This window comes from Lentibacillus sp. Marseille-P4043 (assembly GCF_900258515.1).
Lineage (GTDB): Bacteria > Bacillota > Bacilli > Bacillales > Amphibacillaceae > Lentibacillus_C.
Genome location: NZ_LT984884.1, coordinates 2,717,959 through 2,743,490 on the forward strand (window position 1 = coordinate 2,717,959; position 25,532 = coordinate 2,743,490).

At 38.1% G+C, this 25,532-nt stretch carries 33 protein-coding genes; 27 read left to right on the forward strand and 6 right to left on the reverse strand.

Translation table 11 applies throughout. The annotated features are described in order from the left end of the window. Window positions 1-337: 337 nt before the first annotated feature. The 8 genes from C8270_RS13395 (at window position 338) to iscB (ending at window position 7,546) form a co-directional block, all read left to right on the forward strand. Entirely contained in the window at window positions 338-1,588 is a 1,251-nt protein-coding gene (locus C8270_RS13395; RefSeq protein WP_106497309.1) for an MFS transporter, read from the forward strand. A 136-nt stretch (window positions 1,589-1,724) separates the two neighbouring features. After that, window positions 1,725-2,519, forward strand: a complete 795-nt coding sequence (locus C8270_RS13400; protein WP_106497310.1) for an arylamine N-acetyltransferase family protein — start codon at window positions 1,725-1,727, stop codon at window positions 2,517-2,519. Window positions 2,520-2,654: 135 nt separating this feature from the next. Then, window positions 2,655-2,921, forward strand: a complete 267-nt coding sequence (locus C8270_RS13405) for a hypothetical protein (protein ID WP_106497311.1) — start codon at window positions 2,655-2,657, stop codon at window positions 2,919-2,921. Beyond that, window positions 2,905-3,126: a hypothetical protein gene (locus tag C8270_RS13410; protein WP_106497312.1), complete on the forward strand. Its 222-nt coding sequence runs from the start codon at window positions 2,905-2,907 to the stop codon at window positions 3,124-3,126. The genes C8270_RS13405 and C8270_RS13410 overlap by 17 nt, the downstream gene beginning before the upstream one ends. A gap of 327 nt (window positions 3,127-3,453) precedes the next feature. Beyond that, window positions 3,454-4,116, forward strand: coding sequence for a hypothetical protein (locus C8270_RS13415; RefSeq protein ID WP_106497313.1), 663 nt, complete (start codon window positions 3,454-3,456; stop codon window positions 4,114-4,116). 352 nt (window positions 4,117-4,468) lie between these two features. Further along, window positions 4,469-4,870 (forward strand): DUF4181 domain-containing protein, encoded by a 402-nt coding sequence (locus tag C8270_RS13420; protein WP_106497314.1) that lies wholly within the window; start codon window positions 4,469-4,471, stop codon window positions 4,868-4,870. A 718-nt stretch (window positions 4,871-5,588) separates the two neighbouring features. After that, window positions 5,589-6,068: a hypothetical protein gene (locus C8270_RS13425; protein WP_106497315.1), complete on the forward strand. Its 480-nt coding sequence runs from the start codon at window positions 5,589-5,591 to the stop codon at window positions 6,066-6,068. A gap of 203 nt (window positions 6,069-6,271) precedes the next feature. Further along, window positions 6,272-7,546, forward strand: coding sequence for an RNA-guided endonuclease IscB (iscB, locus tag C8270_RS13430; protein WP_106497316.1), 1,275 nt, complete (start codon window positions 6,272-6,274; stop codon window positions 7,544-7,546). Between the two features lie 649 nt (window positions 7,547-8,195). Here the strand turns inward: iscB and C8270_RS13435 are convergent. After that, window positions 8,196-8,858, reverse strand: a complete 663-nt coding sequence (locus C8270_RS13435; RefSeq protein WP_106497317.1) for a hypothetical protein — start codon at window positions 8,856-8,858, stop codon at window positions 8,196-8,198. A gap of 491 nt (window positions 8,859-9,349) precedes the next feature. Here C8270_RS13435 and C8270_RS13440 point away from each other — a divergent pair, with 491 nt between their 5' ends. The 5 genes from C8270_RS13440 to C8270_RS13455 all read left to right on the forward strand — a co-directional run bounded on the left by C8270_RS13440 (window position 9,350) and on the right by C8270_RS13455 (window position 11,166). Continuing rightward, window positions 9,350-9,562 carry a helix-turn-helix transcriptional regulator gene (locus C8270_RS13440; protein ID WP_106497318.1) on the forward strand — a complete coding sequence of 71 codons (213 nt, stop codon included), beginning with the start codon at window positions 9,350-9,352 and terminating at the stop codon, window positions 9,560-9,562. Continuing rightward, window positions 9,552-9,977 carry a hypothetical protein gene (locus tag C8270_RS13445; RefSeq protein WP_106497319.1) on the forward strand — a complete coding sequence of 142 codons (426 nt, stop codon included), beginning with the start codon at window positions 9,552-9,554 and terminating at the stop codon, window positions 9,975-9,977. The genes C8270_RS13440 and C8270_RS13445 overlap by 11 nt, the downstream gene beginning before the upstream one ends. Window positions 9,978-10,069: 92 nt before the next feature. Next, a complete protein-coding gene (locus C8270_RS13450) occupies window positions 10,070-10,336 on the forward strand; it encodes a hypothetical protein (RefSeq protein ID WP_325034778.1) in 267 nt (88 codons plus the stop codon). A 35-nt stretch (window positions 10,337-10,371) separates the two neighbouring features. Then, window positions 10,372-10,515, forward strand: a complete 144-nt coding sequence (locus tag C8270_RS20045; protein ID WP_158701724.1) for a hypothetical protein — start codon at window positions 10,372-10,374, stop codon at window positions 10,513-10,515. A gap of 57 nt (window positions 10,516-10,572) precedes the next feature. Further along, entirely contained in the window at window positions 10,573-11,166 is a 594-nt protein-coding gene (locus tag C8270_RS13455) for a class I SAM-dependent methyltransferase (RefSeq protein ID WP_106497321.1), read from the forward strand. A gap of 94 nt (window positions 11,167-11,260) precedes the next feature. Here C8270_RS13455 and C8270_RS20050 read toward each other — a convergent pair whose 3' ends face one another. After that, window positions 11,261-11,440, reverse strand: coding sequence for a hypothetical protein (locus tag C8270_RS20050; RefSeq protein WP_158701725.1), 180 nt, complete (start codon window positions 11,438-11,440; stop codon window positions 11,261-11,263). A gap of 822 nt (window positions 11,441-12,262) precedes the next feature. On the opposite strand from C8270_RS20050, the gene C8270_RS13460 reads away from it, so the two are divergent. The 3 genes from C8270_RS13460 (at window position 12,263) to C8270_RS13470 (ending at window position 13,834) form a co-directional block, all read left to right on the forward strand. Further along, window positions 12,263-12,466 (forward strand): hypothetical protein, encoded by a 204-nt coding sequence (locus C8270_RS13460; protein ID WP_106497322.1) that lies wholly within the window; start codon window positions 12,263-12,265, stop codon window positions 12,464-12,466. A 111-nt stretch (window positions 12,467-12,577) separates the two neighbouring features. Continuing rightward, window positions 12,578-13,144, forward strand: a complete 567-nt coding sequence (locus C8270_RS13465) for a Uma2 family endonuclease (RefSeq protein WP_106497323.1) — start codon at window positions 12,578-12,580, stop codon at window positions 13,142-13,144. 123 nt (window positions 13,145-13,267) lie between these two features. Next, the gene (locus C8270_RS13470; RefSeq protein WP_106497324.1) at window positions 13,268-13,834 is read left to right on the forward strand and encodes a Uma2 family endonuclease; all 567 of its coding nucleotides are present in this window, start codon (window positions 13,268-13,270) and stop codon (window positions 13,832-13,834) included. A gap of 85 nt (window positions 13,835-13,919) precedes the next feature. Here the strand turns inward: C8270_RS13470 and C8270_RS20055 are convergent, their stop codons facing one another. Next, window positions 13,920-14,093: a hypothetical protein gene (locus C8270_RS20055; RefSeq protein WP_158701726.1), complete on the reverse strand. Its 174-nt coding sequence runs from the start codon at window positions 14,091-14,093 to the stop codon at window positions 13,920-13,922. A 241-nt stretch (window positions 14,094-14,334) separates the two neighbouring features. On the opposite strand from C8270_RS20055, the gene C8270_RS13475 reads away from it, so the two are divergent. Further along, window positions 14,335-14,721 (forward strand): hypothetical protein, encoded by a 387-nt coding sequence (locus C8270_RS13475; RefSeq protein ID WP_158701727.1) that lies wholly within the window; start codon window positions 14,335-14,337, stop codon window positions 14,719-14,721. A 118-nt stretch (window positions 14,722-14,839) separates the two neighbouring features. On the opposite strand, the gene C8270_RS13480 is transcribed toward C8270_RS13475, so the two are convergent. Then, window positions 14,840-15,181 carry a YolD-like family protein gene (locus C8270_RS13480; protein ID WP_106497326.1) on the reverse strand — a complete coding sequence of 114 codons (342 nt, stop codon included), beginning with the start codon at window positions 15,179-15,181 and terminating at the stop codon, window positions 14,840-14,842. A gap of 94 nt (window positions 15,182-15,275) precedes the next feature. Beyond that, window positions 15,276-16,505, reverse strand: coding sequence for a DNA polymerase IV (locus tag C8270_RS13485; protein WP_106497327.1), 1,230 nt, complete (start codon window positions 16,503-16,505; stop codon window positions 15,276-15,278). 442 nt (window positions 16,506-16,947) lie between these two features. Here C8270_RS13485 and C8270_RS13490 point away from each other — a divergent pair, with 442 nt between their 5' ends. The 6 genes from C8270_RS13490 (at window position 16,948) to C8270_RS20060 (ending at window position 21,211) form a co-directional block, all read left to right on the forward strand. Then, window positions 16,948-17,724, forward strand: coding sequence for a 3D domain-containing protein (locus tag C8270_RS13490; RefSeq protein ID WP_106497328.1), 777 nt, complete (start codon window positions 16,948-16,950; stop codon window positions 17,722-17,724). Between the two features lie 104 nt (window positions 17,725-17,828). Continuing rightward, window positions 17,829-18,419, forward strand: a complete 591-nt coding sequence (locus tag C8270_RS13495; protein ID WP_106497329.1) for a histidine phosphatase family protein — start codon at window positions 17,829-17,831, stop codon at window positions 18,417-18,419. A 132-nt stretch (window positions 18,420-18,551) separates the two neighbouring features. After that, on the forward strand, window positions 18,552-19,325 hold the full coding sequence (locus C8270_RS13500; RefSeq protein ID WP_106497330.1) for a class I SAM-dependent methyltransferase: 774 nt from the start codon (window positions 18,552-18,554) through the stop codon (window positions 19,323-19,325). Window positions 19,326-19,359: 34 nt separating this feature from the next. After that, window positions 19,360-19,872, forward strand: a complete 513-nt coding sequence (locus tag C8270_RS13505; RefSeq protein WP_106497331.1) for a GrpB family protein — start codon at window positions 19,360-19,362, stop codon at window positions 19,870-19,872. An 86-nt stretch (window positions 19,873-19,958) separates the two neighbouring features. Then, window positions 19,959-20,942 carry a M23 family metallopeptidase gene (locus C8270_RS13510; RefSeq protein ID WP_106497332.1) on the forward strand — a complete coding sequence of 328 codons (984 nt, stop codon included), beginning with the start codon at window positions 19,959-19,961 and terminating at the stop codon, window positions 20,940-20,942. A 71-nt stretch (window positions 20,943-21,013) separates the two neighbouring features. Further along, window positions 21,014-21,211 (forward strand): hypothetical protein, encoded by a 198-nt coding sequence (locus C8270_RS20060; RefSeq protein ID WP_158701728.1) that lies wholly within the window; start codon window positions 21,014-21,016, stop codon window positions 21,209-21,211. Between the two features lie 75 nt (window positions 21,212-21,286). Here C8270_RS20060 and C8270_RS13515 read toward each other — a convergent pair whose 3' ends face one another. Continuing rightward, window positions 21,287-22,207, reverse strand: coding sequence for an aldo/keto reductase (locus tag C8270_RS13515; protein WP_106497333.1), 921 nt, complete (start codon window positions 22,205-22,207; stop codon window positions 21,287-21,289). Window positions 22,208-22,321: 114 nt separating this feature from the next. On the opposite strand from C8270_RS13515, the gene C8270_RS13520 reads away from it, so the two are divergent. From C8270_RS13520 to fur, 4 genes are all read left to right on the forward strand, one after another. After that, window positions 22,322-22,867: an NUDIX hydrolase gene (locus C8270_RS13520; RefSeq protein WP_106497334.1), complete on the forward strand. Its 546-nt coding sequence runs from the start codon at window positions 22,322-22,324 to the stop codon at window positions 22,865-22,867. Between the two features lie 2 nt (window positions 22,868-22,869). Then, window positions 22,870-24,042 carry an endonuclease Q family protein gene (locus C8270_RS13525; protein WP_106497335.1) on the forward strand — a complete coding sequence of 391 codons (1,173 nt, stop codon included), beginning with the start codon at window positions 22,870-22,872 and terminating at the stop codon, window positions 24,040-24,042. Window positions 24,043-24,196: 154 nt separating this feature from the next. Continuing rightward, on the forward strand, window positions 24,197-24,835 hold the full coding sequence (gene spoIIM, locus C8270_RS13530) for a stage II sporulation protein M (protein ID WP_106497336.1): 639 nt from the start codon (window positions 24,197-24,199) through the stop codon (window positions 24,833-24,835). A gap of 120 nt (window positions 24,836-24,955) precedes the next feature. Next, the gene (gene fur, locus C8270_RS13535) at window positions 24,956-25,411 is read left to right on the forward strand and encodes a ferric iron uptake transcriptional regulator (protein WP_106498543.1); all 456 of its coding nucleotides are present in this window, start codon (window positions 24,956-24,958) and stop codon (window positions 25,409-25,411) included. The last annotated feature ends 121 nt before the right edge of the window (window positions 25,412-25,532 follow it).

The window sequence follows — 25,532 nt, forward strand, 5'->3', positions numbered from 1 at the left end:
TATGTAACTTCAGTTGTCATGTTGGCAAAATAATCAATCTTACTATAAGGTGGCACCGAACATTTTAAAAGGATAATGTGCTAGGAGAAAGGAAGCAATAAAAGTAAATATCACACATAATGAGAAGGTAAATAACTTTAGGGAAAGCGTATAGTTATGAACAATAATATGGTAAAATAAATGGTAAGATAAATTTGAAAAATGGGATATTTTCAAACTAGTAATGTCGCGAACTTTATTTTTTTCATACTCCAAGATAAGACACAGATCGTTCCATTCTGAGGTGGACTTGGCGTAAAAATTGGAAAGTTGATTAAACTTAATAGGAGCCTTTTGTATGAAAAATACGTTGAAAAGTTGGAAAAACCCAGCGGTATTATTGTGTTCGGTTGGAATTTCTAGCATAGGTGACTTTATTTACTTAGTTGCGATTAATATTATCGTATATCAAATTACGGGTTCAGCAGCAGCTGTTGCAGGGCTTTGGATCATCGGACCATTAACGAATATCGTAACAAAATTCTGGACTGGTAGTTTTATAGACTATCGAAGTAAAAGAAGCGTAATGATCGTAACATATATAATGAGAGCAGTGTTCATCTGTTTCATCCCCTTAGCACCAAATATGATTGTTATCTATGCGATCCTAGTTGTCTTAAGTGTAGCAGGGGCTTTTTTCAATCCATCATCCATGACGTATGTTGCCATTCTTGTGCCAAAAGAAAAAAGAAAGCGGTTTAACTCAATCCGCTCATTTGCAAGTTCCGGTGCATTTATTATTGGTCCTGCAATCGGGGGTTCACTTATTTTATTAACATCTGTTGAAGCAACATTATGGCTTAATGCATCATTCTTTGTAATCGCTGCAATTTTATTACTATTGCTTCCCGATAAAGAAAATATTGATAAAGAAACGATTCCGACATTGACTTTTTCACAAGTAGTCCGTGACTTTACGATCGTTCAGAAATTTATGGCTAGCAATAAATATGTTTCGTTTATTTACCTCGGTTTTATTATGGTTATGATTTTTTCATTTGCTATGGATGCACAGGAAGTAGTTTTCACCCAACAAGTCATTGGGCTTTCCGAAATGGACTATAGCTTGTTGATTAGTATAACCGGAATTGGTTCGGTGGTAGGTGCAGTTTTACTGTCTCTTTTTTCAAATAAATTTTCACTTAGATATATGATTGTCATCGGGTTAACCATGATGATAATAGGTTATGTGATCTATGCATTTTCCTGGTCTTTTGCATCGATAGTTGTTGGATTTGTAATTTTAGGTTTCTTTAATGTGTTCCTAAATGCTGGGATGATGACTTTCTATCAGAACAATGTTCCTGTAGACATAATGGGTAGAGTCACAAGCATTTACCAGCTCATCCAAAGCGCTGTTCAAGTAGTATTTATTCTGGCAATTGGGTTCGTGGCGGATCTTGTTTCCTTACGACTCACGATCGTCACATTAGCACTTGTCATGTTGCTAGCATCGTTTATTTTTTCATTTTTAGTTTTGATGCCAAATAAAAAGCTTTTTTACCGGGAAGATGATAGCCAAGACGAGGAATTAAATACAACAGTATAAAAGGGGAAGCATCTTCTGTCATTTAAGGACATAACTGAGGAAAAAACTGAAAAGAATACGTAATTATCTAAATCGGGAAAAGTGGTGCCCGATGTAATTTAGAATCGTTGCAGTAGAATTTGGGAGGAAAGAAGTTATGGATATATTCCAATTCGAATCGTATCTAAAAATTGATACCGAACAATTTCATGAAGTAAATGTAAAGACGCTGAATCATTATCTTGAGCGTTATATGTTGACTGTCCCATTTGAAAATATTGATGTGCAAAATCAAAAGCCAATTTCAGTTGATGTGGACCATTTATATAACAAAATAGTTCATCATAAACGTGGCGGTTTTTGTTATGAAATGAATACATTATTTCGGCATTATTTATTAGAAAAAGGATTCGATGCGCATCTTGTATCAGCAACCGTTCATACACCAAATGGAGGCTGGAGCAGGCCAGGGTCTCATATGTCTCTCATTGTTTATTTAGATAAACCGTATGTAGCAGATGTTGGTTTTGGCGATTTGCCTTTGCATGCGATGCCATTGGATTACGAAGATGAGCTTGATATTGTAAACGATATTAATGGATCCTATCGTGCAATTTATATAGATAATGACAAGTTTCATGTACAAAAGTGGTTGGGTGATCATTGGCGTACGTCATATGAAGGTACATTAACATCACGAAGCATTGCCGAGTTTAACGAGCCATTAGCCTTTAACCAGTATAATGAAAACTCAATTTTTGTAAAGAAACTTGTAATCTCGATACCTAAGACTTATGGTCGTGTAACCATGTCCGAGAATGACTTAACAATCACGCGACAAGGGGAAAAGAGTAGAACACCTGTAACAAAGGGCAACTATCAACAATTTTTAAATGACTATTTCGATTTACATGTGAAAATAGCATGTCTAGAAAATCTAAAAAGCAATTAGGCGTGTTAGAGTATGTTTTGAATGGCTGTGTCGCAAAAGTACTTTTAAATAGAGTTTTCCTAAAGTGAAATGATGCAACGATATCCAGAGCGACTTTAAACTGTGAAGTAGGAAGAATCCTTTGAGGTGATCAAAATGAGTGCGTTAAGTAAAAATGTAAAACAAGAACTCGCAAATGCATTGGACGATAGAAATGAGGCTATGTTTGTGGCCGATGGAAAACTGTTCTCCCTTGAAGTGTATAATACGGAATCAGGAGATGAAAGTCTTGGCAATTTGGAACAGGAAATTGAATCATACCCGGAATTAAAAGACTCGCTCCAGCGTTTTCTTGATAATCCTGACATGAAAAGGTATACCGCAAAAGAATTAAAGGAGCTGCGGTATGACCAAAGAAGATAACATGATTGATGAAATTGATCGTCTGTTATCTTCTTTTCCATATGCCAAAAAGATGGTTGATCAAGGGGCCTTCAAAGATTTGCGTTGCCTTACATACGGAAATCGCCGCCATCGAATGCTAAATTATGTGGTTTATGAAAATGAAGAAGATATTGATGTCATTAACATTTTGCCATCTCGTTCAAAGCGAAAACGAATAAAATAATTCCTGAATCGGGCCAGATTGTTACTTATAAAAACGGAAGGAGGAAATGAATATGAGTAAGGTTTTTTTATCTCAGTTTTGGCTGTAATATTTTTTACTTATAAACTTGTAGTGATACTCAAAAGCGAAGAAGCACCGAAAAGTAATAGGAGACTTGCTTGGTTATTTTACAGTCTTAGTGTAATCGGATTAGTAATAGGTAACGCTTATTTCTACAATTCGGTCTAAGTAAGTCAGTGTTCTGCAATCGGGCGCATATTCGAAATAAGACTTGGCGCTTGTACACATAAGGATCATTTAATTGAGTAAGAAAAAGGAGGGATGAGGATGGATCAAAAAAAGCAAACAGAACCATTTGTTATCATAGGTTTTGTGTTGCTCGCCTTCGCTTTTTTATTCAAGTGGGAATTTATATATAGCGAACCTGTTGTCGATCGGTTGCTTGGTTTGATTGGCGTAACTGCGTGGTCTAATGGTAATAGTGGTTTTCATTTCACAGGAATTATTTCTCTTATACTATTAATTATAGGTCTGTTTTTTCTGGCCAAACGATACAGCGGTAAATTGATTTTTGTTTTCTTTCTTGCGATGATACTCATACCCACTAACTTGTTTGCAAACGTGTATCAATCAAACTTTGCAAATGGTATTTATGCGTTAGAATTCCAACAGGACGCAAGCAATTGTGAATATGATACAAATGATTCAGGTATTGTTGAAGGCAATTGTAAAATCTCCATTGTGAACCATAGTAGCGATCCCGTTACTTTCCGTGTTTCAATAGACCAAAAATATGATCACAATAGATTCAATGTAATGGACATAATTAATCTGAAAGACCACCAATTAAAACTTGATGCGAATGAACATAGAACATTTGACATTAATTTCAGACATTCGCTTCAATCGTCAAAATACCAAAGTGTAGGCGGGCAACTTGATATATTTAATCTCATAATCGCTGATGATGATAATAAAAGGCGGTTATAGAGTCATCGAAATACAAATCCATTTCACACGACAATTCATATTAAATGATTCGTATAGATTTGCTTTTCCATTAGTTATTTTGGGTTGGTTCATTATTTATTTGGTTGATGAACTTATAGCACTTTTTTCTTTAGGAAGTTATCAATGGCTATGTGGTTTTTAGTAACGGGTACATATATATTGTTCACGCTGTTACTTTATTTAGTTTGAAGAGGCTATCTTAACTATGGCAAAAGGACTTACTTCTGGAATAAAACCAGCGCCCATATGCCTATCAACCACTATCGTGAAACTTCAACCTGTTTGTTATCGTATGAATAGGTTAAGCCAGATCAAGCGGAGTTGATTTAAAATGGAACACTACGGAATCCAGCCTGGGTTTTGGAAGGAATTTTTGATCATTATGGGAGCAGTAATTTTTCTCATAGCTGTAATTCCAGCTTTTCTTCGCCGTTTAATGGGGGCTGATAAAAAGATGTGGTTCTCGTATAACTACATCAATGAATTTCATAAAAAAGGTGATTGGACGTTACGTATCATTTTTATGATCTTTTTTATAGTGAGCGCGATCATTTTCACAGCCAAACCAATCATCTTACTTCTTATATCGACCCTTTTCACAGTAATTCAACTTGGGTTTCAAACATATGTTGAATGGAAATTTTCCAGGAATCGCAAAAATTACAAACTATCACTTATCGAAATTAGTTTAATCTCCGTTGCTATGACCGGAGTGCTATTATGGCTCGAATAATATAAAATCTCTATTGAATTGTATCGGATAAGGTTTTCCACAAAATGACAAATTAGCAAAAGACAATTATCTTTAATTAAGAACACTTTCATATCATATACAATGGCAATAATCATCACATAGAAAATAGTTGCAAAAGGAAAGTTAAAAAACTCCTTAAGCAAATAATATAATGGAAATATAATAGTCGCGTTTTCCTCAAGGAAGGTCGGCGGCGCATTCCTGTCGGTTGTAGTGTCATACGATATGCTATAACGAAAGGGGGTGTTGCCCATTCTGGTTTTGAGAAACTGGTTCTAATGATCGCTTTCGCAACACTTGTTGTAACGATTACAGACCAGAAAAAATAGACCTCCCTGAGTTTTAGCGAACGAGTGAGGTCTATTCCTTGCTTGCGCTGACCCCTCTTGAAGGGGAGCGATTCATTGCTGGCCGGAAATATTCACGTATTTTCGGTCTTTATTAGCTGTCGCACAACACAGCTTTTCGTTTGCTTCCATTGATATACGTAATGTGGCATGTTTCTTAAAACTTCCACAATATTGCTAATATGAGAGAGTTATTTCATCATCGAAAGCACTTAAAAAATAACGAACACTAATTATTAGGTGTGTTTTTTGAAAAAAGAGAGGGAAAATGAAAAAGATTAAAACATCCCTTTTTAATTTAATCGTGTTATAATATAGTTTAATATAGTAAAGAAATCGGGGTGATTTTAATGGAAGAAACATTGAAACAAATACTCAGTGAACTTCAAAAGACTAATCAACGCATGGTTGGTTTTGAGAAACGCATGGATGGTGTAGAGAAACACATAATTGGTTTTGAGAAACGCATGATTGGTTTTGAACAACACATGGTTGGTTTTGAGAAACGCATGGATGGTTTTGAACAACGCATGATTGGTTTTGAACAACGTTTTGATAACTTAGATAAAGACATGAAAGAACTTAAAGTTGGGCAAGAACAATTGAAAGACAACACAATTAATCGGGTTGGGTCATATATCGAAGAAATTGCTAAACACGTCGATGTGAGATTTGATGAAGTAAAAGACACTTTAGATGACCAACAAAGAGTCATTGATACGTTAGCAATTCGTTCTGTTAAAAACGAAAGTGAAATAAAAGAATTTAAACGCATACGTCAACTACCCACCACTTATCGGCCTTTCGGCCTGATTGAAGTGGGGGCTTGAAAAAGCTTTAGTTGTCTAGCCTAAGTCTTCATTGACTACGTTAGTTTGGTTATCACACCCATGGATGATACCCTAGTCCATTGCTCTGTGCCGGCACTGTAATAGTTCTGAATGGGGAGGAACGGTCAACCGGAATTTGGCGGTATTACCGCAAAGCCTTACCAACATTGGCGAAGGGTAACCACTCTGAGAGGAGGAACACAATGATAGTGTTCGTTATCAATAAGCATGGCAAGCCTTTAATGCCGTGCAAACCAAGAAAAGCAAGATTGCTGCTCAAAGAAAAGAAAGCAAAAATTGTTTCCCGCAATCCGTTTGGAATTCAATTATTGTATGAAACCAATAGTTACACACAGGAAGTGAAGATTGGCATTGATTTAGGAGCGAAATATGTTGGCATCGCCATTACGAGCGAAGACAAGGTGCTAGCCAAAGGGGAAGTGGAGCTTCGCCAGGATGTCAAATCTGCCATTGATACCAGAAGAACATACAGACGTTCCAGAAGAAACAGGAAAACACGTTATCGTAAACCGCGTTTTCAAAATCGTACCCGCGGAAAAAGATGGTTGCCGCCGAGTATACAAAGCCGGGTGGAGAATACTTTCTTTTGGATTGACAAGTTTTGTGACCTTGTGCCAAATCCTAAGTTGACAATGGAGGTCAGCAAATTCGATGTGCAAAAAATGATTGATCCAGCTATTCAAGGTGTGGCCTATCAAGAAGGTCAAACGTATGGCTATCATGATGTGCGCTACTTTGTATTGGCAAGGGACCACTATACTTGCCAAGTATGCAAAAAGAAAGGCAAAATTTTGAACACACATCACATTATATACCGTACACACGGAGGTTCCAATCGGGCAGACAACTTGATTACCGTTTGTACAGACTGCCATACACATGACAACCATCAGCGAGGAAACATTCTTTGGAAATGGATGGTAGAAGGGAAAAGATTGCCCCAGTACAAAGAAGGTCCGTTCATGAATATTGTTCGTAAGAGGGTATTTACCAAGTATCCTCATGCAAGAATTACATACGGATCAGTGACAACACCGAAACGTAAAGCATTAGAATTGGAAAAAACGCATGCAAATGATGCGATTGCCATCAGTGGTATTTCATCCATCAAGGAAAACGCCAAGACAACGTTCAAAATCAAGCAATTCCGCAAAAAGAAACGTTCATTACACGAGGCAACGGCAAGAAAGGGACGTAAATCTAAAAACATCACGAGTAAAAGAAATGAAAAGAACAAGAAATATCTTAAGGGATTTTATTTGAATGACAAGGTAAGGTTATATGAGAAAACCGGATACATTACAGGCTTTACTGGAACAAGTGGTGCTTATGTCAAGTCCATTGATGGAGATTATATCACCATGCCAAATAAAAGCTATAAACAAGTAAGTCTCAAGAAATTGACACAAATCAGTCATCATAACAATTGGCAGTTTGAATACAAAGCATTTGGCTAACGCCAACCGAAATTCTTCTCCCACCTACTCATTGGGCTATAGCCCTTCACATTCCTTGAGGAGGGAGACTTCTTTCGGAGTACAGTTAAAAATCAATAAGGAGCGATTATGCTCTTATTTCTTCAAATATCCACTTCATAGAAATCCCTATTCATACCATTTAAGAGGAAATACTATAATGACAGCATGANTAACAATTGGCAGTTTGAATACAAAGCATTTGGCTAACGCCAACCGAAATTCTTCTCCCACCTACTCATTGGGCTATAGCCCTTCACATTCCTTGAGGAGGGAGACTTCTTTCGGAGTACAGTTAAAAATCAATAAGGAGCGATTATGCTCTTATTTCTTCAAATATCCACTTCATAGAAATCCCTATTCATACCATTTAAGAGGAAATACTATAATGACAGCATGATCAACTGTTCATTGTAAAACTATCTAATCTTTAATACAGTCCAAACAAAGCACGGAAAAACAGGATTTAAGTTTATACTGTAATACTAAGAAAATATTTATCCTTTATTAAATTGAGCATAGCTGAACAACTTTAGTACAAATCATTGTTCTGTTATTGGCTAATATTCAAGAAAAGGGCGCAGTAATGGAATAAGAATAGTCTTCCCAAATGGGGCGCGGTTCACCCCTGTTAGCTGCTTTTTGACTTTTGATTTGAAAATTGCCTTGTCATAAGCAAAGAAATTATCAAAATAAACTCCAATACATTCATGATCGGAAAATTTTTGATCCAAATGGCTAAAATACCGCCTAAAATCATGACGAGTGTGCCGATAAAAAGCCAAGGAAAGCGGAATTTCCTCATTAAAATAAACCCAACAATACCGAGAACTAGGGTGATGATGATTACCATGATAAGACTATCTGACGGAGCTGCACTTTCATAGGTCAATACGTCATTTTTCCATTTTGGCTTAAGCTTAAGTCCCTTTATCGAGGCTAGCAGTTCATAAAGAATGCCCCCGATAGTCATCAGCCATGCTACAGCCTTCCAGAACGTTTTTTTAGCCCATGGTAAACCAGTCCTGAAACAAATGCTCCAAGCGAAAAGAATTAGGGTGGGAGTGAACAGTGCATGTAACCAAAATCGAGCATAGCTTAAATTTTCCAGCAATTTCCCTTCACCGATAAATCTTCCAAATGCTATGATGAGGTTATCGTATATAAGTCCGATAATAACGAGCAGAACCACATTGGTGAGGTTTAACAAGCCATAATTTCTAGAAAGAACTAGCCCCCATATGAATAGACAAAAATAACCGAATCCAAGGAGGAAGAAAATAAACGTATCCATTGGGCCACATCCTTTTTTCCTTATTGTCACCTAATTCCATTTGGTTACTCGTGCCCCCATGGAAAAATCTCAATATGCGGATTCCGAGGAACTAACGCACAACGAAAGAGGTGATGCAATATTAATCGGAATTTAGTAAAGCAGCAGATAAAAAATTGCACAATAGATGAATTAGAAGCGTGGCGAAAGCATGCTGTTAAGTGCTTGGATTTCTATTTGAAATATCGGAATGAATTTGAGATTGAAGAATGCAACTTTGTCATTTTTCATATTGATCAACGGTTAAATGAATGAGAGTTAAGTAAGGGGTTGTTGGGAAAACTCTTTCCTTATGCAACACGATATGAGATAAGCAATTTTAAAGATTTTTGCAGGTGGTATATAAATCTGCAAATTTTTTTATGAAAAATGGAAAGTGGACTTTACAAAAAGACGAAGTAACTTTATAATGATGGAAAGTTAACTTTCCGTGATGAGGAAGGAATTATAATATGAAGAACAGATTGGAAGAAATACGAAAAAAATGCGGAATAAATCAAGAAGAACTTGCTTCAGCTTTAGAAGTAACCAGACAAACAATTGGTTCTCTCGAAAATGGAAGATATAACCCATCAATTATTTTGGCATTTAAAATTGCACGTTACTTTGGATTGAGTATTGAAGAAATTTTTATCTATGAGGGGGAAGCGAATAATGAACAATAAGTTATTGTGGTCTTTAGTAACTATTGGTGTTTTACTATTACTGTCAGGCATTCTTTTGGGAGTTGTTGGTGCAGAAGTTTTGCAGATTCCGTTTGTTCGAATGGACTTAGTACCAATAGCAATTGGATTTTGTGGTGTTTTACTATTGTTTTCGAGCGGTTCAGCAATCATACACGAAAAATATAAGACAAAAGAACAACGCATTGAGGAAAATGATGAACGAAATATTACAATCAATCAAAATGCGAAAGCGAAAGCCTTTGATTTGATGACTGTTTTATTTTCATTTGGTCTCTTAGCGTTAGCGATGTTCGGATACATGAACGAGGTATCATTTTTCAGTCTTGCTGGGCTTTATTTATTATGCCAAATTTACCGGGGCTATCATTTCTGGTTAAACACAAATAAAATGTAGGGGAGATATAAGTGTTTTTTTCAGAATATTATGTTTTTAGACGTCTTAGGTAGTTGGGGTTTTGTTTGAAAATAGAGAGGGGGATGATAATGATGTTTTCTGGACCTTTGCTGATGGCCCTTATACCAGGGATTGTTGTATTGATAGTTACGTGGTGGTTTCGTAAAAAAGGCTTTCCTTTCTTAGTAAAAATGCTGCCTGGAATCATCACAATTATTACTGCTGCTATTATCTTTTATATTGGGTTTGTTCAAATTAGAGGATTTGAAGGTGGTGTTTATGGTATTCTCGCCTTCTTTTTAACTATCTTCGCCCTTATATCTTTTGTTATTGGAAAAAAGGATGCTGTTTCGCGATAAGAAACTAAATAAGTAAAGAAAGTAGGGAGTTATGGGTGAAATCAATCCACAATTTTAGAAATAATCATTTTAGTGGTAGGTTTGTTATTGTTGGTCTTTCTATCCTTCCTTACATTCAAAAAGATGAAGAAAATCGAACAGAAAAAGATGTATATGATAAGGTAAATCGATTGTATTAACCACACCTCTTAGATACAATAATATAATAAACGTCGATACATCGGAGGTAAGAAAAAATGGGGAAGTGGTTTCCACGAATTTATGATCCAGCAATGCGACCATTTGAGCGATTTCACTTTAAAAAAATTAGAAAAGAACTTATTGGCAAAGCAGAAGGACGGGTGTTGGAAATTGGCTCAGGTACAGGGTTGAATTTTCCATTTTATCATCAAATTTCACAGGTTGATGCGGTTGAACCGAATGCTTTGATGGTGGAGAAATCGATGAAGCGAAAACATGCTGCACTTGTTCCGATCCATATTCACCAGGTTGAAGCAGGAAAACTTCCATTTGCTGATGATACATTTGATTCTGTCATCGCAACACTTGTTTTCTGTACCATTCCTGATCCTGTCCAAGCACTCCGCGAAGTCGAACGGGTGAGTAAGCATGAAGCTCGAATATTATTTTTTGAACATGTTCGCATGGACCAGGAAATGTTAGGCAAAACACAGGATGTATTAACCCCGTTTTGGAAGAAAATTTGTGATGGGTGCCATTTGAATCGCGATACACTGGAATTAGTAAGGCAAGCAAATATGTCGATTCAGCATGTAGATTTTTACGATAAAGGTTTGTTCTTAACAATTGAAGCGTTGAATGATAAATGAATTTGTGCAGATGAAATCCCGGGGTAACCCCTATTGTATTTCTGTTAAAAAAACACCGCGGGATACACGGTGTGAGTAGATTGCTGTGATGGAGTTAATAATCAATTTCCTCAAAATCTTCTGGTTGCGGGGTTGGTTGTCTTTGTTTTAATTCTTCATTTTGGGAAATTACATCGTTAATCTCTTGGTAGGGTTTTACTTTGCCAAATTGTTGTTTGGAATCTTTTTTGTTCTCTTTATCATGATTCATCTCATACACCCTTTCAGGATTCATTTTACCCAACTGCAAGCAATATATGATGAACTAAATTATTCAGACATTTAACACTTGCTAATTTTTCTGGTTGTTATACTATAAAATCAACTCCGTAACCTTCTTATATTAAATCTTCAGGAACTCTTCTCAGGTAGCAGAATTTCCTCTGTCTGCACCGTTTCTCAAATTGTCTTATAATAAGGCTGTTTTCTAAAGGATTGGGACTGCGATTACTCGTCCCACCGAAAACATTTGTTGTTTATGACACATAAGCTATATAATGCGCAGTAACTTTTATGTGACTTCCTCTCATTCTTTACAAGATGAGTGGAAATCGCGGCTTGGGGGAAATACTCGCTTTCCGTGGGGAACGCTTTAGCCTCCTCGCGAGCAAAAACCGCTCACTGCGGGGTCTTCAGACAGTTCCTTTCCCACAGGAGTTTCATTTCCCCCAAGCCTAAGTCTGATTTTCTGTCCGTGGGAGAAGAAAGCCACTTAATATTAAAATCATTAACAGCTACTCACAATCCAGAAAATTCTTATCAGCGGAGACAGAATACGAAGACTCCTGCGGGAACAATGGTTTTCGGTGGGGCGAGTTAGCGCAGCCCCAGCACGAGCTGAAGACCCCGCAGAGTGGTTTTCTCGAGGAGGCTGAAGCCGTGCCCGCGGAAAGCGAAGTATTCTGGCGGAGCGTATTCAAGCACCTCTGTTAATTAGAACAATTGAAGTCCTTGTAATATTCACTATTACGCATAATCCTTCAACCACGAAATTAAAAGCAACAAAGTTTACGAAAACAGCCTATAATAAAAATTGGATAAAAGGAGCGGAATTTCAATGGCATCTACTTATTCTGCGATAGTATGTCCACATTGTGGGTGTTGTGCAACGGAAGATTATTATTACAGCACAGATGAAACGCTCATTTGGTGTTACCGTTGTGGTTATTCTTATCAAAAGACAATTGATCATTGGAAGGATGAAAATACACCAGTTTTTCAGGAAAATGAATATAAAGGTCATGTTTCGAAAACGGAATAGCGATGGAGTACGGAAAATATTAAATCGTTCTCTATCTTTATCCACCGAAACAAAAGGCCTGTATCATATTAAAAGTGAGAACAAGTATTTTAGAATGGAGGGGAACTCACCATGGTACTATATCAAAATAGGACAGTCTCAGTTGAGGAGTATTTTCAAATTCGCGAAAGTAACGATGCATTACTGGAATATATCGATGGATTTGTTTATATGTCACCATCGCCATCGACAAGGCATCAACGCATATCACGTAAACTTGAGCGTACGTTTGAAGCATTTCTGGATGATAAGTCATGTGAGTTATTCCATGCACCATATGATATTGAATTGAAAAACGAAAAAATAGATGGCACAAAAATTGTTATTCCGGACATTAGCATTATTTGTGATAAAAGCGGCTTTACTGATGCCAGGTATGTAGGTGTTCCAGATCTTGTCGTCGAAATCCTTAGCCCGTCTAATCAGTCCCATGCTTTGGTTACAAAACTGAATCTATATATGGATTATAGTGTTCAGGAATATTGGATTGTCAACCCGATACTTCATTCAATAATGGTCTACGCTCTAAATGATCGAGGTATGTATGAACAGTATGATGTAAAAACAGATACAGGAACGATTATTTCTAAGTTGTTCCCAAGTTTGTATGCTGATCTCAAAGATGTTTTCGCAAATTAGCTGCCTACATTGCGGGTTGTGCAACGAAGGGCATTATTACAACATAAAAAAGGGTGAAAATATACTTCCTTTCCAGAGAATGTGATGTGTCACAAAAGTAGTTTAAGAATGGGGGAGTTCATCATGGTACTTTATCAAAATAGGACAGTCTCAGTTGCAGAGTATTTTCAAATTCGCGAAAGTAATGATGCATTATTGGAATATATTGATGGATTCGTATATATGTCACCATCACCATCGACAAAGCATCAACGCATATCTAGTAAGCTACAGATTGAATTTGGGAATTTTCTTAAGGGTAGACCTTGTGAGGTATTTCCTGCACCGTACGACATTGAATTAATGAATGAAAAAATCGATGGCACGAAAATTGTTATTCCAGATATCAGCATTATCTGTGATAAAAGTGGTTTTACGGATGCAAGGTATGTTGGTGTTCCAGATCTTGTCGTGGAAATCCTTAGTCCTTCCAATCAGTCCCATGATTTAGTTACAAAACTGAATCTATATATGGATTATGGTGTTCAGGAATATTGGATTGTCAACCCGTCACTTGATTCGATAATGGTCTACGCGCTAAATGATCAAGGTATGTATGAACAGCATGATGTAAAAACAGACGTGGGAATAATTACCTCTAAATTTCTACCTGGTTTTCACGCTGATCTCAAGGATGTTTTTGCAAATTAGCCACTTAATATGTTAAAGAGTGGCTAGTTGGACTGAGTGTGGGGATGCTTACATTAATTTGTATTTATGATTTTTGATAATCGGGTCAACGGTTGAACGTTTGGTAAAAATGCTGATAGGTGTTAACTTGGTCCTGGGTCGATACACGAGGAGTAAAAGACCAGCCCATTCGTTTCATCAATGCTTCATACATCTCCATCAAAGTTAATTGCTGCAAGGCCATTTCCACGTGTGCATGTCTAACGTTTTGGTCTTTCATCATTCATAACTTTAGCTGTCGTATGAGCTTCCAATGCAATCCACTTGTTGCCGGTTTCAGCTCTATACCTATTAATCTCGTGCGGATGGTATCTTCTCATATAATAAGTGTCTAAATTTGGAACCTCGACATAATCATGGTGATGAGGATTGATCAACGCTAACATAACCTTAACGTGTACGTGCATGATGTTCGCTTGCAATTGAATAATTTCTTTCAGTTCGCCAATTGTTACCTTACCTTGATAAAGACGAATTATATCCTAGCCGTTGTTTTCATTATCGAAATGGCGATGCTTTTATTGCTTCTGGTCACAACAAGTCTACCTATAGCAATTCTATTCGGCATCCTATGGGGAATGGCCAATGGTTTTGAACGGATTGGCATGAATGTGATTTGGCCGGATTATTTTGGCAGAAGGTATATTGGCAGCATTAATGGTGTCGGCATGACCATTATCGTATTAGGATCAGCATTTGGACCTTTACCATTTGGTGTTGGATTTGACACATTCCATAGCTATACGTTGGTACTCGTTTTTTCACTTATTTTCCCGATCATTGGAATTGTTTGTTCGCTGTTGGCCAAAAAGCCTAATAAAGCAAAATTGGCGGGACGATTGAATTAGCTGGAGAGGGGAAAGGGGAATGAGTAATCCGGTGCTTTTTCTACGTGGGCTTTTCCTTGTTAGGGATTGCCCACTACTTTTAAGTATAGGGATCCTCGTAACTTTCGTCATAATCCATTCAGCAAACAGAAACATCCATAATTTCATCAAAAGAAACCCATTCGCTTCCATCCAATGTAACTAGTTTAAGTTTTTGTTCGGGGGTTATTTTTTGCACTTTTCCTGTAACGTAATGGTCCTGATAGGGGTGGAAGATTTGAATTCTCAGATCCAACCCTTGTTGCATCGCATCAGAAATCATTCCAGAAAACAATTCGATTTGCTGTTCATCCAGTATCGGTTTTGTTCGTTTCGTCAGTTCTTTTTGGTGTTGACGGATCCGCGCTTTATGCTCCGGTAGCATCATGCGACTGGATTCCCACATCAAATTACGGCCTGGTGTTAGTTTATTAGGGTTCATTTCATTTTCCACTCCTTTTATTGCATGTTCAAAAGTTGTTGACGTTGAGGCGGCTCAGTAAAGCTAACGAGGATATTCGCCGCTTGAACATCCCTTATTTGTAATGCCCACCAATTTTTTCAGCTCGACTGAACACTTGCCCGGCATTTGTTAGCGATGATGCCCGGACGATGGCGGTTGGTCCATATTTTGTATAGATATCATCCATCGCTTGAGAAAGGCGTTCTTTTTTTAATGACAAATCGAAAAGGCTTAATTGATAAGGATCGGCTGGCTGCAGCTGTGACAATGTTATCCCAGAACTTCGAATGGGTTGTCGGTCCCAGTGCATCCGGAATAAATGCAATGCTGACCGGAAAATATCCATGCCAAAATTGGTCGGTGATGCCAGCTTTATCTGCCGGTGAAATCCGGTTTTGAAGGAAAAATCCGCACCTCCGACACTGATTGACACGGTATTGCCTCGATAACCATCGGCCCGTGCACGTCTAGCAACTTCTTCGCTTAATTCCAATAAGATCACTTTTATCTCATCAAACGTTTCATAATCCCGAGGTAATGTCATGCGGTGTCCAACTGCCTTTTGTCCATCATGTGTCTTTGTTGTTACCGGGGCGTAATCGATTCCGTTTGCCGTTTGCCATAGGACTTGCCCATTAATACCCCAACGTTTGGTTAATGCATCTACAGAAAAATTCGCCAGCTGTCCAATTTTCCGAATGCCCATTCGTTGCAGGTGATGCCTCATTCGGCTGCCAATACCAAACATTTTACCGATTGGAAGCTCCCACATCGTTTCTTTCATGTTGGATTTATCTAATTGAAAAATCCCAGTCCGATTTTTCTTGGCGAATGCATCACAAGCTATTTTTGCTAATACTTTATTTGGTCCAATGCCAACCCGCGCATAGATGCCTGTTACCTCCATGACTTCCTGCTGTATCTTTTTGGCAATGGTAAATGGGTCTCCGAACAGCTTTTGGCTTCCGGTGATGTCCAAAAATTGTTCATCGATCGAAAATACTTCCACAAGATTGGTATAGTGCTCCAATATTTCGGTGATTTGGCATGACACGTCAATATACCGTTGCATGCGTGGCCGTATAACGACGGCTTCTGGACATTTATTTTTTGCCTCCCATAATGCTTCAGCCGTTTTTACTCCGTATTTTTTAGCAATGGGACAGGCAGCCAGAATAATCCCACTCCGTCGTTCCGGATCGCCTGACACAATCACTGGTTTGTCTTTCAGTTTTGGGTTCTCCGCCTTTTCCACGGAAGCATAGAACGTTTGCATATCAACCAGAAAAATAACCCGTTTCATTCCTAAGACTCCTTTTGAGGAAACTAGTGTTCTGTACCTATATTTTTATTATATGCGAATACACGTTCTTTATGCAATGGTAATTATTTGAATCAACGGCTACTTTTACACAAAAAACAGATACCCAGGCGAATTTTATGCGGGGAAAAAAGGGAATAGAACCGATTAATCATAACTTATTTCATTTGTAAAGCATGTCACTCTTTTTTAAACAGGCTGTAACCGCAGAGGGAAGGTTACCATGATACGATGAGCTTGTCAGTAATTAAAAGTGCGTGTTCAAAAAATTGCCAAATTAGAAGCAAGAAGGTCAAGGCGGCGTAGCTCCTGAGCCCCGGAATGTAACATAAATAGGTACACGAGGAGGGGAAAAGCAAGCCAACGAAGAGATTCGCCGCTTATTATTTGGTTATTTTTTGAACAACCTTAGGGGGACAACAAAATGAAAAAGTTAGTATCTTTGTGTCTTGGTTTAATCATGTTGTTCATTTCTACAATGACCGTTTCTGCAGCTGAGGCTGAATATGAAGTGCGTAAGGGTGACACGCTTTGGGATATAGCTATTAACCATCATACAACCGTGGACGAACTGATGGAGGTAAATGGATTAAAATCAACGTTGATATATTCGAAACAAACATTAAAACTTAAAAAAGAGTATTATACCGTACAGAAGGGAGATACGCTAAGTGAGATCAGTGAAGCATATGGTGATGAAGTAACGGTTGCGAATCTGAAAGCATGGAATGACCTTTCTTCTGATTTAATTATTGTTGGACAAAAGCTGGTAGTAAATGGACCGGAACTTCGACCAGAATCAAAACAAGTGGAAGCAGCGGCTAATATAGAGGCCCATTCCCAAAAATCGGAGACGCAGGGAAGCAAGGAAGCAAGTAAACAGGTCGGGAAACAGCTAACAAAAGCAGAAGGAAGGACATTATCTGTTGAAGCAACAGCTTACACAGCTTATTGTTCGGGATGTTCGGGAATAACCGCAACAGGTGTGAATTTGCATGAGAATCCCAATGCAAAAGTAATTGCTGTTGATCCTAACGTTATCCCGCTTGGCTCAAAAGTTTATGTAGAAGGCTACGGCTATGCTGTGGCAGCTGATACAGGCGGCGCCATAAATGGGAATGCAATCGACGTACACCTCCCGACGAAGAAGCAAGCATATAACTGGGGCAGAAGAACAGTAGAAGTTACAATCGTGGATTAGGAAATTTTTCGGATCGAGTTTTTCCAATCTTCATTATTTATTATTATGTTACAATAAAAGCTAGAAATGCCGAGGAACTTTATAGAGTAATTAGGGGTGAAGAGATGATTAAAATCGGATTCGTGCGTCACGGGATAACGAATTGGAATATAGAAAGAAGGGCACAAGGAAGTACTGATGTGCCACTTAACAAGGAAGGGCTTTTACAAGCGGAAAAACTTGCGGATCGTTTGCAGGTTGAAGATTGGGACGTGATTTATTCTAGTAATCTAGCAAGGGCAAAGCAAACCGCTGAGATAATTGGAAATAAACTAGAAAATAGAACGATTCATTTCGATTCCAGACTACGTGAAAATGGTGGTGGGCTGATCGAAGGAACGACAGAGGAAGAACGGGTAGCAAAATGGGGCCCTGATTGGCGGGAATTGGACTTACATAGAGAAAAAAGCGAAAGTATTATGGCAAGAGGCCGATCGATAATGGCTGAAATTTTGAACGAACAACATGGGAAGAACATATTAATTGTTAGCCATGGATCTTTTATTAAATCCCTTTTAAGAGAAATGTTGCCGGATGAGGATGTCGAGACGTCGCTTCACAACTGTTCATTGACAATACTGGAAAAGGCTGACGTGGAATGGAAGCTGAAGTTGCATAATTGTACAAGACACATATCAGCGCAGTCGTTGCGTTAACCTTTTTATCAAACTAATTTATTCTGTATGTGCAATAAGAAAATGTGATTGTAACCTATTTGAAACCTGTATTATCAAAGTAGCTATTCTCCTTGTAAACTAAAGGTATCTTACATAAAAGGGGTAATTTTAATGGGGATGAACTTTCACGATGAAAAGAATAAACATAGTTATGTGACAAGACAAGCTGATGATACATGGTTACGTGTTGTAAAGACATTGATTCAAGATCGGGCAATTACCAAGGCAGTGGATATTGGAACAGGCGGAGGGATATATGCAAAGGCGCTTGCCGATATAGATATTCCCTCCATTACCGGCATTGATTTTTCAAGGGCTATGGTAAATGCTGCCAGACAAAATTGTAGCTCATACAAACAAATAAAGTTTCAATTAGGGAATGCTTATTGTACCGGATTGCCAGATGGATATACGGATTTCGTTTTAGAGCGGGCACTCATCCATCACCTTGATGATTTAACATCGTGTTTTTCTGAGGCCCATCGAATTTTAAAGCAAGATGGGATGCTATTAGTACAAGATAGGACGCCCGAAGATTGTTTGTTAAAAGGGGATTGTCATCATATTCGGGGTTACCTGTTCACCCTATTCCCGCATCTTGCAGAAATCGAGACAAAAAGAAGATATGCCTCCCCAATCGTTAAAACCGAGCTTAAAAAAGCAGGCTTTCGATCCATTAAAGAAATGAAACTTTGGGAAATAAGAGAAACGTATACGAACAAAAAACTATTGCTCAACGATATCAAATCCCGAAACGGACGATCTATTCTACATGATTTATCAGATCAGCAAGTATTGTTATTCGCCGACCATGTAAATCAATCGATTCAAGATGGTCCAATTATAGAAAAAGATCCATGGACAATTTGGCTAGCCACTAAATAATTCAAATCAGGCGCATTTCCTGAAGGGTGATGAAATGAGAAAAGTAGTAGTAACGGATCACAACGAAAAATGGCCGTTAATGTTTGCAGAAGAGGCTGCCAAATTGCGTGGAATTTTTGGCTCGGAGATCACCAGCATCCATCACATTGGCAGCACATCGGTAAAAGGATTAAAGGCAAAGCCGATTATTGATATGATGCCTTTGGTAAAAAATATCGAGTCGGTTGATTCGTTTAACGATGCAATGAAGAAAATCGGCTATGAAGCAAAGGGTGAAAATGGGATACCTGGGCGGCGATATTTTCAAAAAGGTGGAGATACCCGCACACATCATGTTCATATTTTTGAATCAGGTAATCACGAAGGCGAACGTCACATTGCATTTCGGGACTATTTGCGGGCGCATTCAGATACAGCCGAAAAATATGGAAACCTAAAAGAATCCTTAGCCAAACGATTTCCCAATGACGTGGAAGCATATATAAAGGGAAAAGAACAGCTTGTTTTGGAAATAGAAAGACAAGCAATAACGTGGTATCAGGCGTAAAGTTTATCTGAATACAGACAACAAACTGAATCCTTTCCCTTCTCCCAGCCGTATAAAGTAATAGGAAGTCGGAAAGGGGCTAAACAATGAAAACGTATTTAAAAATATCATCCGTTTTGCTTTTGGCCATTGGTTTAGTTGCATGTGGAGGAACAAAAAAAGATTCATCGGGTAAACAACAGGAGGAGGATGCTAAAAATACATTCGAAAAATTAGCATCCGCAGATCAACTCCCGGATCAATTTTTAGCTAGCAATTTCGAGGCGATTTACAAACAAACAAGTGATACGTTCCAGGCTGACGTATCATTAGATCAATTTATTAACCTTGGAGAAGGGTTTAATAAAGGTGTAGACGGTTATCAGCTTGTTTCTAAAATGCCTATACAGAACATGACTGAGTACCAATGGATCAGTGACGAAGGAGATAAAGGAATTCGCAGTTACTTTGCCGATGACATGACTATTGAAGGGATACAGCTTATGCCAATTACACCTTATCCGAAGAGTGATGCGCGATATACGGAGAATACGTATCGAATGCCAGTGAATGAAAAATGGCTCACTTTTTGGGGCGGAACAAATGAACTTGTTAATTACCACTATGCCTCAGAAAATCAGCGGTATGCGTATGATCTTGTCATGATGAATGGGGATACATCTTTTAAGGGTGATCCAGCAAATAATGAAAGTTACTATGCATTTGGCAAAGAAGTTGTAGCGCCAAGGGATGGGGTAGTTGTATCTGTTGAAAGTGCGATCCCGGACAATACACCGACCGTCGATACAAATACAGAAGAACCGCTTGGAAATCATGTTATTATCGAGCATGAAAATAATGAATACAGCGTGATTGCGCATTTAAAAGAAGGCAGTTTGAAAGTAGTGGAAGGCGATAAAGTAAGTGCAAATGATTTAATAGGTTTGGTTGGGAATTCCGGTAATTCCAGTGAGCCGCACATTCATTTTCATGTGGCTGATAGCCCGAAATGGGAAGAAGCGACTTCAATCCGAATAAAAATTGAGAATGGAATAGATCCTGTACGTGGGGATATAGTTACAGGGTTTTGAGCACGCATGTGTTAGAATAAAATCCCGCCGTTAATTCTGCAACCTTTCCAGAAATTCAAGCAGTAAATGGGGTGTCTAAATTTAGTAAGAAAACTAGAATGCTAATTGGTATAATCGCTAATCTTGTTATCTGTATTTACGGTGTGTATGGATTGGTAACGGAAAGCTCCATATCAAATGTATCCTTTATCCCTGTTATTTTAGCAGTAGGTGGTTTTATTGGTTTTGTTGGTAGTGTTATTGAATTAAAGAAAACGGAAAAATCATAGCATTTTATGATATATACGTCATTGAAACAAAAGTTCAAATGAAAGGATCGCCACAACCATGACGATCCTTTTTCACTACCGATGATTCGTATACTGCATCGGTTTTGTAACTGCTTGTAATGCTTGATACTTTTCTTCTGTTAATGGAGCGGCCTGAGTAATTGCCGTATTTTCTACAAGCTGATCTATAGAGCTTGCGCCAAACACAGCACTTGCAACTGCAGGATGATGAAGCACATATTGCAGTGCTGCGGTATTAAACGAAGCATCCTCGCCAATAATATCTTTTATTTCGTCATAGACTTTTACTAATTCCTCATACGTGTAATCCAAATAGCCTTCGCGCGATTTTCGTTCAATTTGTTTTTCACCATTATTGCTCAAAATACCCTTGGCAAGTGGCCCACGAGCAAGAACACTAATATTATTTTCGTGTAATAGATTTAACACTTCCTCTTCCGGCCGGCGATCCAGCATACTGTACTGCATCATTACAGCATCAATATGCGAACGTTTTACATATTCCCGAATCACGTTGGGGCGAATCGATGATATCCCATATGCGCGAATAAGTCCGTCTTTTTTCAGTTCCTCAAATGCCTCAATTGTTTCATCAATCGGATCATCAATTGTTCCACCATGTAGCATATAAAAATCGATATAGTCTGTTTTAAGACGTTGTAAACTATCCTTCAAACCTTCCTTAATATGTGCCTTGGACGGATCCCAAAACCAATCCTTCGTCTCACGATTAAAATGGTTGCCAACCTTTGATGTGATAATCACTTCCTCGCGTCTGCCTTTTAATGCTGCACCGACGATTTCCTCATTCAAACCAAAATCGTATAAATCAGCGGTATCCAAATGATTGACCCCAGCTGCTAGAGCCTGATCGATAATCGTTTGTGCTTGTTTTTGGTCTGTGCCTAGTGACATGCACCCGAGCGTCAATTCTGAAACATATAAGTCTGATTTTCCCAACTGTTTTTTCTTCATTCCATTCCCTCCGTTTCCAAATTCCATACACCTATTGTAAAAATACCCCACACCAAACTCAAGCTTTTCAATTATGGTAAAATAGAGTGAGCATAAATAAATGAGGTTGATACAATGAAAAAATTTGAAGAGAAAACAATAAAGACAGAGAAAATATATGATGGAAAAGTGGTCAAGCTACAAGTAGATGACGTAACATTACCAGACGGAAATACAGCTAAACGCGAGCTGATCAAACATCCGGGTGCAGTAGGGATTATCCCAATTACCAAGGATAAAAAAATCATTTTCGTTGAACAATATCGAAAACCGCTTGAAAAATCACTCGTCGAAATTCCTGCTGGCAAGCTGGAAGCAGGGGAGAAGCCGGAAATAACCGCAGTCCGGGAACTGGAAGAAGAAACAGGTTACACAACAAACCAGCTTAAATACGTCGCGTCCTTTTATACATCGCCAGGATTTGCTGACGAATTGATGCATCTATACATGACTGATCAATTAGAAGCCCTGACGGAAAAAGTGGCTGGTGATGATGATGAATTTGTCGAACTCGTTGAATTGACGTTAGAGGAAGCGAAACAATACGTGAAAGAACAACGAATTCATGATGCGAAAACAAACTATGCGATTCTTTACTTAGAAACTTTGGAGATGATGTAGACATGCTACAAACTTATTTTGCCGATATGCACATCCATATTGGCAGGGATATGTACAATAAACCGGTGAAAATAACGGGAGCGAAAACCTTAACCCTAACAAATGTTTTGAAAGAAGCTAGCAGAAATAAAGGGATTCAAATGGTTGGTGTGATAGACAGTCATGCTCCTGCTGTTCAACAGGAACTGAAACAATTGATCGAACAAGGGGCGGCTTATGAACTGAACGATGGCGGCGTACAATTTGAACAGGTGACATTATTGTTGGGTTCGGAAATTGAAATCTATGACGAAAACTGTAAAGGTCCGATTCATGTGCTTTGTTTTTTCCCGACCCTTGCAAAAATTGAACAGTTTTCCGAGTGGCTAACAACCAAAATGAAGAACATTACGTTGAGCTCCCAACGCTATTACGGAACCGCAAAAGAATTGCAATATAAAGTTAAAGAATTAGAAGGAATTTTTATCCCAGCCCATGTGTTTACACCATTTAAAAGCACGTATGGCAAGGGGGTTCACAAGTCCCTAAAAGAGGTATTCGATCCGGATTTAATTGACGGAATTGAACTTGGCTTGAGTTCAGATACTGACATGGCTGATCAAATTAGTGAATTGCATGATTACACGTTCGTTTCCAATTCAGATGCTCATTCACTAGCAAAAATAGCGAGGGAGTACCAAGAAATCCGGATGGAAGAACCGTCATTTAAGGAATTTTATTGGGCGTTACACGAGGTGAATGACCGTAAAATCACCAAAAACTTCGGCATGAATCCTCAACTAGGCAAATACCATACAACTGTATGCAGTAAATGTTTAGAGCAAGTGCCATATAACACGAAACAATGTCCAAGCTGTGGTTCGAAAAAAATTATTAACGGTGTGTTTGATCGTATTCAAGAATTAACTGATGCCGAAACAGTTACAAGGGAACGACCGCCATATCTATATCAAGTTCCATTAGAATATTTACCAAAACTTGGGCCGAAAACATTTCAAAAACTATTAGATCGTTTTCAAACCGAAATGTATGTAATCCACCATGCCACATTAGAAGAGTTACAAGAGATTGTTCCGGAAAAACTAGCAACCGCAATTATTCAAATGCGAGAAGGAAATTTAATGATTAACGCTGGCGGTGGCGGGAGATATGGCAGCATCGCCCAGTCGGAATGAACATGCGGGTGAAATGCTATATCTTTTAAAGTGAAAAAATAAACATTGAAAGAGTAAATTTGGTATTTTTATCTGGAATTCTTCATAGATTCTAACTATAGACAAAATCATTTGCTTAGCACCAATAGCTTTTGAATTTGAATGGAGGATTCCGATGTACCAAAAAAGAACTCTAGCAGTCAATCACGTTAAGGAACATGCAACTATCTACCTGTTTATGACCATTTTATTTTTAACTGGCGTCATTTTTGGTGCAATTATTGTAAACAGTATGGGTGTTGTCCAAAAACTGGATTTGTTTTTCTATTTGGAACGTTTCTTCGGACAAATTACTGGGAAACAATCCATTGAAAATATGGACATCTTTAAGGAAAGCTTTTTTTATCATATGAAATATTTGTTGCTCTTGTTTGTGTTAGGTTTATCTGTTATTGGCCTTCCAATTGTTTGGATTTTGTTATTTTTAAAAGGCTTGGTCGTCGGCTTTTCTGTCGGCTTTATTGTCAATCAGCTTGGCTTCAAAGGATTGGCACTAGCCGCATTAGCAATCGCCCCACAAAATATTTTGATCATCCCGGTCTATATCGTGGCGGGCAGCCTGTCGATGATTTTTTCTTTAACATTGCTAAGTAAATTGTTTACTAATAAACTATCTAGACCAATTTTACAGCCATTTGGAAAATATATTACGATCTTCTCCCTATTATTAATCGTCTCTGTTGTTGCAGCGGGCATGGAAGCTTTTGTGAGTAATGAAGCGATGGAAGCGTTAGTCAAATCTATTTACAAATAATAATTATTATAATATGATAATTATTATTGAAAACAGTTTGTAATAATTATACTTTGACACTGGTTCCATCTGTGCCTATAATGAAGATGGGGATAATAGGGAGGGGGACCTGCTATGGCCATGGAACATCGAATCGATCGAATCAAAAAGGAACTCCATGCACAAAGCTATAAGCTGACTCCGCAACGAGAAGCAACAGTAAAGGTATTATTGGAACGCGAGGAAGACCATCTCAGTGCTGAAGATATTTATTTGTTAGTGAAAGAAAAAGCACCTGAAATTGGGCTTGCTACCGTTTATCGAACATTAGAATTGCTATCTGAACTGAAAATAGTTGATAAAATTAATTTTGGTGATGGTGTCTCTCGTTACGATTTACGTAAAGAAGGGGCTGAACACTTCCATCATCATCTTGTTTGCATTGAATGTGGGTCTGTTGAAGAAATAGTTGATGATCTTTTAGGTGATGTCGAGAAAATTGTTGAGAATGACTGGGGATTTCAAGTGAAAGACCATCGCCTAACATTTCATGGTATTTGTAAGCAATGTCAAAAAGTAACTGTTAAATCAACCTAATTTATACGGTGCCTTTTTTCTAAATAAGGAAGAAGGGCATTTTTTTTTTGTCTTTTTGTTACTTCATAAGAAATAATAAACTGGAAATAATAACAGGAGTAGTAATAAAGGCGAAAAGGAG

Coding starts and splice junctions, on each gene's coding strand:
- C8270_RS13440 (WP_106497318.1), top strand. CDS start 9,350: ATGAAGAACAGATTGGAAGAAATACGAAAAAAATGCGGAATAAATCAA.
- C8270_RS13510 (WP_106497332.1), top strand. CDS start 19,959: ATGAAAACGTATTTAAAAATATCATCCGTTTTGCTTTTGGCCATTGGT.
- C8270_RS13525 (WP_106497335.1), top strand. CDS start 22,870: ATGCTACAAACTTATTTTGCCGATATGCACATCCATATTGGCAGGGAT.
- C8270_RS20050 (WP_158701725.1), bottom strand. CDS start 11,440: ATGAATCCTGAAAGGGTGTATGAGATGAATCATGATAAAGAGAACAAA.
- C8270_RS13405 (WP_106497311.1), top strand. CDS start 2,655: ATGAGTGCGTTAAGTAAAAATGTAAAACAAGAACTCGCAAATGCATTG.
- C8270_RS13465 (WP_106497323.1), top strand. CDS start 12,578: ATGGTACTATATCAAAATAGGACAGTCTCAGTTGAGGAGTATTTTCAA.
- C8270_RS13485 (WP_106497327.1), bottom strand. CDS start 16,505: ATGAAACGGGTTATTTTTCTGGTTGATATGCAAACGTTCTATGCTTCC.
- C8270_RS13480 (WP_106497326.1), bottom strand. CDS start 15,181: ATGAACCCTAATAAACTAACACCAGGCCGTAATTTGATGTGGGAATCC.
- C8270_RS13460 (WP_106497322.1), top strand. CDS start 12,263: ATGGCATCTACTTATTCTGCGATAGTATGTCCACATTGTGGGTGTTGT.
- spoIIM (WP_106497336.1), top strand. CDS start 24,197: ATGTACCAAAAAAGAACTCTAGCAGTCAATCACGTTAAGGAACATGCA.
- C8270_RS13425 (WP_106497315.1), top strand. CDS start 5,589: ATGGAAGAAACATTGAAACAAATACTCAGTGAACTTCAAAAGACTAAT.
- C8270_RS13445 (WP_106497319.1), top strand. CDS start 9,552: ATGAACAATAAGTTATTGTGGTCTTTAGTAACTATTGGTGTTTTACTA.
- C8270_RS13470 (WP_106497324.1), top strand. CDS start 13,268: ATGGTACTTTATCAAAATAGGACAGTCTCAGTTGCAGAGTATTTTCAA.
- iscB (WP_106497316.1), top strand. CDS start 6,272: ATGATAGTGTTCGTTATCAATAAGCATGGCAAGCCTTTAATGCCGTGC.
- C8270_RS13515 (WP_106497333.1), bottom strand. CDS start 22,207: ATGAAGAAAAAACAGTTGGGAAAATCAGACTTATATGTTTCAGAATTG.
- C8270_RS13415 (WP_106497313.1), top strand. CDS start 3,454: ATGGATCAAAAAAAGCAAACAGAACCATTTGTTATCATAGGTTTTGTG.
- C8270_RS13500 (WP_106497330.1), top strand. CDS start 18,552: ATGGGGATGAACTTTCACGATGAAAAGAATAAACATAGTTATGTGACA.
- C8270_RS13520 (WP_106497334.1), top strand. CDS start 22,322: ATGAAAAAATTTGAAGAGAAAACAATAAAGACAGAGAAAATATATGAT.
- C8270_RS13410 (WP_106497312.1), top strand. CDS start 2,905: ATGACCAAAGAAGATAACATGATTGATGAAATTGATCGTCTGTTATCT.
- C8270_RS13505 (WP_106497331.1), top strand. CDS start 19,360: ATGAGAAAAGTAGTAGTAACGGATCACAACGAAAAATGGCCGTTAATG.
- C8270_RS13400 (WP_106497310.1), top strand. CDS start 1,725: ATGGATATATTCCAATTCGAATCGTATCTAAAAATTGATACCGAACAA.
- C8270_RS20055 (WP_158701726.1), bottom strand. CDS start 14,093: ATGAAAGACCAAAACGTTAGACATGCACACGTGGAAATGGCCTTGCAG.
- C8270_RS13435 (WP_106497317.1), bottom strand. CDS start 8,858: ATGGATACGTTTATTTTCTTCCTCCTTGGATTCGGTTATTTTTGTCTA.
- C8270_RS13420 (WP_106497314.1), top strand. CDS start 4,469: ATGGAACACTACGGAATCCAGCCTGGGTTTTGGAAGGAATTTTTGATC.
- C8270_RS13395 (WP_106497309.1), top strand. CDS start 338: ATGAAAAATACGTTGAAAAGTTGGAAAAACCCAGCGGTATTATTGTGT.
- fur (WP_106498543.1), top strand. CDS start 24,956: ATGGAACATCGAATCGATCGAATCAAAAAGGAACTCCATGCACAAAGC.
- C8270_RS13455 (WP_106497321.1), top strand. CDS start 10,573: ATGGGGAAGTGGTTTCCACGAATTTATGATCCAGCAATGCGACCATTT.
- C8270_RS13490 (WP_106497328.1), top strand. CDS start 16,948: ATGAAAAAGTTAGTATCTTTGTGTCTTGGTTTAATCATGTTGTTCATT.
- C8270_RS13450 (WP_325034778.1), top strand. CDS start 10,070: ATGTTTTCTGGACCTTTGCTGATGGCCCTTATACCAGGGATTGTTGTA.
- C8270_RS13495 (WP_106497329.1), top strand. CDS start 17,829: ATGATTAAAATCGGATTCGTGCGTCACGGGATAACGAATTGGAATATA.